The following is a 693-nucleotide window of genomic DNA, read 5'->3' as shown; positions in this document are numbered from 1 at the left end:
AACGCCGCAATAACACGTGCTGAACGCATTAATTACCAAAACCAATTATACCCTAAACCACGAATGCCGAGTGTAATAAGCATCGTGTTGATTGCTTTGTTATGCCTTTACCCACTCAGTGTGCAAGACTGAAAAAACTACCGTGTCCCACCATTGGTTTTTAAAGAATCGATGCTCACGAAAATGAGCTTCTTTCTGCATACCTAGTAATTCACACAATTTAATTGCAGCTACATTTTTACTAATTGTTTCTGCGTACAGTCGATGAACGTTTAATTCGCGAAAACCAAAATCTGCTAATGCAATTGCAGCCTCTTGCATTAAACCTGAACCTTGGCACTTTCTCAATAAACCACAACCAATTGATGCCTGAAAATTAGATTCCAAACGCAAACAAACCGTCCCTATAAACTCGCCACTCTTTTTGTCCTCAATCGCTAATTGAAACGAATTTCTTGGACTTTCAACTGATTGTTCAATAAACAATTTTGTTAGTTCTTTATATTTATCGGGTTCACAATCTGACTCATTATAAAAACGTTGGTATTTGGTGTCTTGAGACATAGCAATAAAGTACGCTTCATCTTCAAACATCATATCGCGTAAAATAAGATTATCCGTATCAATTTTAAACATTAACTTCCTTTTTTATTCGTAGGCATAACGCCTGCATAACACGTTTGCTACTATGCA

1 protein-coding gene is annotated in these 693 nt (G+C 36.7%); it reads right to left on the bottom strand.

The annotated features are described in order from the left end of the window. Positions 1-99: 99 nt before the first annotated feature. Positions 100-636: a GNAT family N-acetyltransferase gene (locus HC728_RS19730; protein ID WP_190395983.1), complete on the bottom strand. Its 537-nt coding sequence runs from the start codon at positions 634-636 to the stop codon at positions 100-102. Positions 637-693: the final 57 nt, after the last annotated feature.

The organism is Aliivibrio sp. S10_S31, from assembly GCF_014694495.1.
Classification (GTDB): domain Bacteria; phylum Pseudomonadota; class Gammaproteobacteria; order Enterobacterales; family Vibrionaceae; genus Aliivibrio; species Aliivibrio fischeri.
The sequence above is the reverse complement of the archived record's forward strand: the minus strand, read 5'-3'. Positions and strand labels throughout refer to the sequence as shown.